General features: G+C 45.3%; 5 protein-coding genes. 3 read left to right on the top strand and 2 right to left on the bottom strand.

Annotated features, from left to right (window positions below):
- Positions 1-158: 158 nt before the first annotated feature.
- Both ACJ751_RS27260 and dnaB read right to left on the bottom strand, forming a co-directional pair.
- On the bottom strand, positions 159-395 hold the full coding sequence (locus ACJ751_RS27260; RefSeq protein WP_407748700.1) for a hypothetical protein: 237 nt from the start codon (positions 393-395) through the stop codon (positions 159-161).
- Positions 396-504: 109 nt separating this feature from the next.
- Positions 505-2,094: a replicative DNA helicase gene (gene dnaB, locus ACJ751_RS27255; RefSeq protein WP_407748699.1), complete on the bottom strand. Its 1,590-nt coding sequence runs from the start codon at positions 2,092-2,094 to the stop codon at positions 505-507.
- Between the two features lie 722 nt (positions 2,095-2,816).
- Between dnaB and ACJ751_RS27250 the strand changes: the two genes are divergently transcribed.
- The 3 genes from ACJ751_RS27250 (at position 2,817) to ACJ751_RS27240 (ending at position 6,388) form a co-directional block, all read left to right on the top strand.
- Entirely contained in the window at positions 2,817-3,065 is a 249-nt protein-coding gene (locus ACJ751_RS27250; protein ID WP_407748698.1) for a hypothetical protein, read from the top strand.
- Between the two features lie 562 nt (positions 3,066-3,627).
- Entirely contained in the window at positions 3,628-6,060 is a 2,433-nt protein-coding gene (gene pheT, locus ACJ751_RS27245) for a phenylalanine--tRNA ligase subunit beta (protein ID WP_407748697.1), read from the top strand.
- Between the two features lie 40 nt (positions 6,061-6,100).
- Entirely contained in the window at positions 6,101-6,388 is a 288-nt protein-coding gene (locus ACJ751_RS27240) for a hypothetical protein (protein ID WP_407748696.1), read from the top strand.
- Positions 6,389-6,394: the final 6 nt, after the last annotated feature.

Genomic DNA, 6,394 nt, shown 5'->3' with positions numbered 1-6,394 from the left:
TATCCGGAATATAAAAAAACGGCAGGTTCATTATCGGTTCTTTGGTGCAAAGTAATGCATATTATGTACCACGCTACATCTTAAAATTTTTTGTTGGGTCTTCGTATATGCCTCAAAGATATCTTCGTCGGCCTCCCCGCTGATCTCCAGTTTGTAGGTCATTTCTTTTTCCTGATTCTGTCCTTTACCTCCTCCCAGGTGTACGTTCCCCCTTCCCCTTTTATATATTTTTCCCTTCTTTCTTCAAGTATCTGCAATTGCTCATCTGATAATTCATATGTCACACCTTGCTCCTTTCTTGAAGAAATAATAGTATACACTGCCTGTAAAAAAGCCTCATCATCAATTTCTTCAATGGCTTTGTACAGGTGCTTTTTTATTTCTGCTACAGACATATTCAATGACTTTACTCAAATTTAATCATTCTCCCGAAATCAGCCTCTAAACAAAAAGCCTTCCAGAAGGAAGGCTTTACATCTCGAATATCGAATGTTCAATATTGTATTAGAACGGAGCATCATCGTCTTCACCGTAAGGCATATCGTTCATTTTGCTTCCGGCCTGTATGTACAGTTTGGCGCCATCATCGCCACCACCGGCTGCACCACTACCACCGCCATCAGGCACTGGCTTCCAGCTGCCGCCGCCCATGCCTAAACCACTAAAGTCATCGCCTTCAAACTCCACAAACTTCTGAATATGCAGTTGCGCTCTCAGCTTAATCGTTTCCAGCGAACCGTTACGGTGCTTGGCTATCCGCACGTGGGTTTCCCCTTTATTGCTTTCTCCCATTTCATTGGAAGTAATATCGTAGTATTCGGGACGGTAAATGAACATTACCATGTCGGCATCCTGCTCAATGGCGCCCGATTCACGAAGGTCACTCAACTGCGGCATCTTGTTACCATCTTTACGGGTTTCAACCGCACGGCTTAACTGCGACAGGGCAATAATGGGAACATGTAATTCCTTCGCCAGCATTTTTAAGTTACGTGAAATGGTACTGATCTCCTGCTCACGGTTGGTGTTCTTACCGTTACCGGCGCCGCTCATCAGCTGTAAGTAGTCGATGATGATAAGGCCGATGTTGTGTTTGGTCTTTAAGCGGCGGCATTTCGCACGCAACTCAAATACGTTCAGGGCAGCTGTATCATCGATAAAGATGGGCGCCTGCGCCAGTTTTTGAATACCCTTGGCGTACAGCTGCTTCATTTCATAATCTTCCATCTTACCGCGCGAGATCTTTTCGAGCCACACTTCACTTTCGGCGCTCAGGATACGGGTAACCAGCTGCGCCGAGCTCATTTCAAGACTGAAGAACACGATCGGGGTTGGACGGGTACTACTCAATGCGGCATTACGGGCCAGGTTAAGGGCGAATGCCGTTTTACCCACGGCAGGACGGGCAGCCAGGATAATCAGATCCGAACCCTGCCATCCATAGGTCACTTTATCCAGTGAAGGGAAACCACTTGGCACCCCGGTAATATCTTCGGTTTTGTGACGCATGTCTTCAATCCGTTGTACGGTTTGCACCAGTATGGTATCGATGCTGTCGTAGTTCTTCTTCATGTGGCTGTTGGTGATCTCGAACAGCTTTGCCTCGGCGTCATCGAGCAGGTCGAATACATCGGCGCTGTCTTCATACGCGTCACCAATAATTTCACCACTGATGCGGATCAGCTCACGTTGAATGAATTTCTGTAAAATGATCTTTGAGTGCGCCTCTATATTGGCAGAAGAAACAACTGAATTCGTTAAACGGGTTACGTAATAGGGGCCGCCTACCATCTCCAACTCTTCTTTGCTGCGCAGTTCTTCCACCACCGTTAAAATATCTATCGGCTGGCTTTTTTGCTGCAGGCTTTGCATAGCCTTGTAAATCCGCTGATGCGCATCTACATAAAAACACTCGGGTTTCAAAATTTCCACGGCTACGTCAAAAGCGTTCTTTTCGAGCATGATGGCGCCAAGCACAGCTTCCTCCAGGTCTTTTGCCTGGGGGGGAACTTTGCCATACACCATGGTACTCAGATCAATAGAGCTGCGGCGGCGCTGTTTTCGGTCTTTGTTGTTAAGGTTCGTTAAATCCATCGGTAACGGTCTACAAAAATTTAACCATTGGTTTGAAAAAAATTACAAACAGGATTTCTCAAGGTGCTGAAGTGAGTCTTGGTGCGTGATACCACTTCTCATTATTACTGCCAGCCAATGACGCTCTGGGTTAGTGTTGATGGATAAGGTTTGTTATGCGAATATTACTGCATTGTTAACGCAATGTTACCCCACAAGGTCAGGACGGCGAATATATACCCCTCTCATACCCGGAAAAAAGAATTGCTGTTCTATATTTAATAACAACAATCCACAGGTGAACCCACAAAAATAGGGCACTTATCCACAGTATCAAGGATATATATACACAATTTACAAAAGTTTGCCACCTTTGTTCAAACGATATTCACACACCCTGTGCGTAAGAATTATAGCCTGAATATTTGGTGGTAAGAACGGGTAAGTAAGATGCAGGCGGGATGGGATTTTCCGCAATATTTCTGGTGAAAACGCTTATCCATACAGGGTTTTCATGATTGCCGATAGCTGGAAACGCCTATTTGCAGCTGTTTCAGCCATCAATCAACCCCTCAAAGGGCCACCCGTCCACTTTCCAGCAATTTTTTGAACCAATGGCATAGAATTGGCGTATATATACGACAAGGAATAGAATTCGGGTAACGTCAAATAAAAAGATGTGATTCAAATTTTAAATTTACCCGGAGAACCGTAAATTAGATTCTTTAATTTCAACACCGACCATGCGCGTATACCAGTTGCGGCATTATGAAGTAATGATGCCTGAAGAGAATAGCAAAGAAGCACAGCACCTGCTGTACTATGAACGGCTATGTTATGACCTGCTCACAGCCCATGCTATTAGCTTTTCAAACGCTGTGGAGGTAATGAAGCTGCAAAATGGCCGTATTGAACAACGCCCAGGTCGCATTCATCGCATTTTAAGCGCCGCCGAAATTCCCCCGTTCTGTTTTATTGTTTGTAAGAATTAAGCTCGCTTTTACTACAATTTACATGTCTGCTTTTCCATTGGCCCTTTTCCGGGTCCTGACTTCCTGAGTTCACTGCTTACTTACTATTTCTCACTGTTTTTTATTTCTACACTCTGATTTTCAATCAATTGGTTGGAATCTGGCAACTAATATCCTGGTCTTAACCACCTTCATGAAACCTCTCATCCCAGGGTCATCTTAAGGTCATCTTAAGGTCATCCTAAGGTTATCCTAGGGTTATCCTAGGGTTTAAACCCTGGGATGAACCTAGGATAACCTTAAGAATAGCTTAGAATGACCTAAAGACGAAAGGTTGCAGAGAGGTGCCAAAAATCGGCAACGGCGACACGCGGGCGGCGAGCAACGCGCCCGGAGTTTTCGAACTAAAGAACTCATGAATTTAATAACTAATGAACCTGGAACCCGAAACCCTGAACGTTAACTATAAACTGAGACCAGGTAAATTGCAAATGGCAACCGGTAACCGGCAAACCTGTAACATGTAACCTGCAACCTGTATCTTTGCTGCCATCGTTGAACAATTAAAATCATAGACTGATTCATGACTATTTCCTATAACTGGTTGCACGATTATTTACCAGTAACCATTGATCCCGAGCGGCTTAGTAAATTATTGACCTCTGTAGGACTGGAAGTAGAGAGCCTGGAACGGTATGAAAGCCTGAAAGGTGGGTTACAGGGACTGGTGATCGGTGAAGTGCTGGCCACCGAAAAACATCCCAATGCCGATAAATTAACAGTTACCAAAGTAAATATAGGATCGGGCGATCCCCTGCAGATTGTTTGCGGCGCTCCCAATGTGGCAACCGGTCAAAAAGTAGTGGTGGCAACCGTGGGTACAACCATCTACCCAAAAAAAGGCGATCCCCTGACAATGAAAATTGCCAAGATCCGCGGGGTGGAAAGCTATGGAATGATCTGTGCCGAAGATGAAATTGGATTGAGCGAGGACCATGCCGGTATTATGGTTTTACCAGCTGACGTAAAAGTGGGTATCCCCGCCGCTGATTACTTCAAGATCTATACAGATTGGATCTATGAAATTGGCCTTACCCCCAATCGCATGGATGCCATGAGCCACCGGGGTGTTGCCCGTGATGTGTGCGCTTATTTAAGTTATCACGATAATAAAGATCTGAAAGTAAAAGCACTGGCCACTGACAATTTCAAGGTGGAAAATACGTCCCTCCCCATTGCAGTGACCATTGAAAACACCAGGGGCTGCAAGCGTTACAGCGGTGTAAGCATTTCCGGTGTTACGGTAAAAGAAAGTCCGCAGTGGTTGCAGGATAAACTGCGCGCCATTGGTCAGCGGCCTATCAATAATATAGTAGACATCACCAATTTTGTGCTGCACGAAACCGGTCAGCCCCTGCACGCGTTTGATGCCGATAAGATCACCGGCAAAAAAGTGCTGGTAAAGAACCTGGCCGAAGGATCACCCTTTGTTACCCTCGATGAAAAGGAAAGAAAGCTCAGCGCCGAAGACCTCATGATCTGCAATGGCAACAGTGAAGGCATGTGTATAGCCGGCGTGTTCGGCGGCGCACAGAGCGGTGTAACCGCTTCTACCAAAAATATATTTTTAGAAAGCGCCTGGTTCAACCCGGTTGACATTCGTAAAACATCTTTCCGCCATGGCCTGCGTACCGATGCAGCAACCCGGTTCGAAAAGAATGTTGACATCAGCAATACCGTAAACGTATTGAAGCGCGCTGCCCTGCTAATAAAAGAACTGGGCGGTGGTGAAATTGCTTCAGACATTATAGATGTATATCCCAACCCCGTACAGCAACCGCAGGTTCAACTGAAATATTCTTTCCTGCGCAAGCTAAGCGGCAAAAGCTATCCTGCAGATGCCGTTAAAAAGATCCTGGTAAGCCTGGGTTTTGATATTGTAAAAGACAGTGCAGAGGATGTAGTGGCAGCAGCGCCCCTCAGCAAACCCGATATTCACCTGCCGGCCGATATTGTGGAAGAGATCATGCGTATCGATGGCCTCGATAATGTGGAGATCCCAAAAGCCATTACCATTTCTCCTTCGGTTGAACCCAATCGCAGCAAACATATTTATCGCGAAAAAACCTCCGACTACCTGGTTGGTTTGGGCTTTAATGAAATATTCACCAACTCCATTACCAATGCGGCTTACTTTGATGAAACAGAACTGAGCACCGCGGTAAAATTGTTGAACAACCTGAGCGCCGATCATAACATTATGCGCCCCTCCATGCTGCAAACCGGACTGGAAGCAATTGCGCATAACCTGAACCGAAAAAACAATGATCTTCGCTTCTTTGAATTCGGTAAAACCTACAGCACACAAGGCCCCGGCAAGTATAGCGAACGTGAACATGTATGTTTATACATCACCGGCCAGGTACAGGATGATGCCTGGAAGGGTAAAGGAACAGCCTCAGATATCTTTTATTTAAAAGGCGTTGTGGCTCGAATATTGCAATTGACTGGGATCTCTAAAGCAACCTTTGCCCCCGTACCTGCTGAAAACAACCTGGCAAACACCCAGCAGGTGACCATAAATAAAGATGTTATTGCAACACTTGGCCAGGTTACAGCCCAGGAATTAAAGCGGTTCGATATTAAGCAACCGGTGTTCTATGCCGACCTGGATTTCGAACTGATGTTGAAGTATATTTCCGCCAACTCTATAAAAGCAAAAGAATTACCACGCCAGCTGCCCGTGCGCCGCGACCTGGCAATGGTAGTGCCCAAATCCCTTCCCTTTGCAGACGTTGAAAACACTGTAAAAAAGGTGAAACTCGACAAATTACAGTCGATACAACTGTTCGATATTTTTGAAAGTGAAAAACTCGGGGCCGATAAAAAATCCCTTGCAGTAAGCTTTACTTTCCTCGATGAGGAAAAAACCCCCACCGATAAAGATATTGACGGTATGATGAATAAAATTATGAATGCCCTGGAAACGAACCTGCAGGCAGAGATCAGAAAATGATCGGGACCTGCGAAGTTATAACCAGGCAAAAATTTGTTCAATGGAGGGATTACAGGAACAACTGAAACGGATCACTGATAAATTGCAGCAGGTGGTACATAGTTATCAACTGCTGCAAAAAGAACATGATCAATTGAGCAGAGAGGTGGTTACGTTGCGCGATAAAGAAAAAGCCCGGTTAATACGTATTGACGAACTGGAAATGAAAATGACGGCACTACAAACCGTTACCGGTCAGTTGAATGACGGCGAGAAGAAAGAGGTAGAAAAAAGGATCAACCGCTACATCCGGGAAATTGACCGGTGTATTGCATTACTAAGCGAGTAAGCGCGT

It is taken from the genome of Niastella sp. (genome assembly GCF_045805085.1).
Taxonomy (GTDB): Bacteria; Bacteroidota; Bacteroidia; order Chitinophagales; family Chitinophagaceae; genus Niastella.
Note: the sequence above shows the minus strand (reverse complement) of the source record. Positions and strands in the feature narration are given on the sequence as shown.

Bases quoted from the DNA above. Each gene is read 5' to 3' on its own strand.
- pheT (WP_407748697.1), top strand. From the start codon at position 3,628: ATGACTATTTCCTATAACTGGTTGCACGATTATTTACCAGTAACCATT.
- ACJ751_RS27260 (WP_407748700.1), bottom strand. From the start codon at position 395: ATGTCTGTAGCAGAAATAAAAAAGCACCTGTACAAAGCCATTGAAGAA.
- dnaB (WP_407748699.1), bottom strand. From the start codon at position 2,094: ATGGATTTAACGAACCTTAACAACAAAGACCGAAAACAGCGCCGCCGC.
- ACJ751_RS27240 (WP_407748696.1), top strand. From the start codon at position 6,101: ATGGAGGGATTACAGGAACAACTGAAACGGATCACTGATAAATTGCAG.
- ACJ751_RS27250 (WP_407748698.1), top strand. From the start codon at position 2,817: ATGCGCGTATACCAGTTGCGGCATTATGAAGTAATGATGCCTGAAGAG.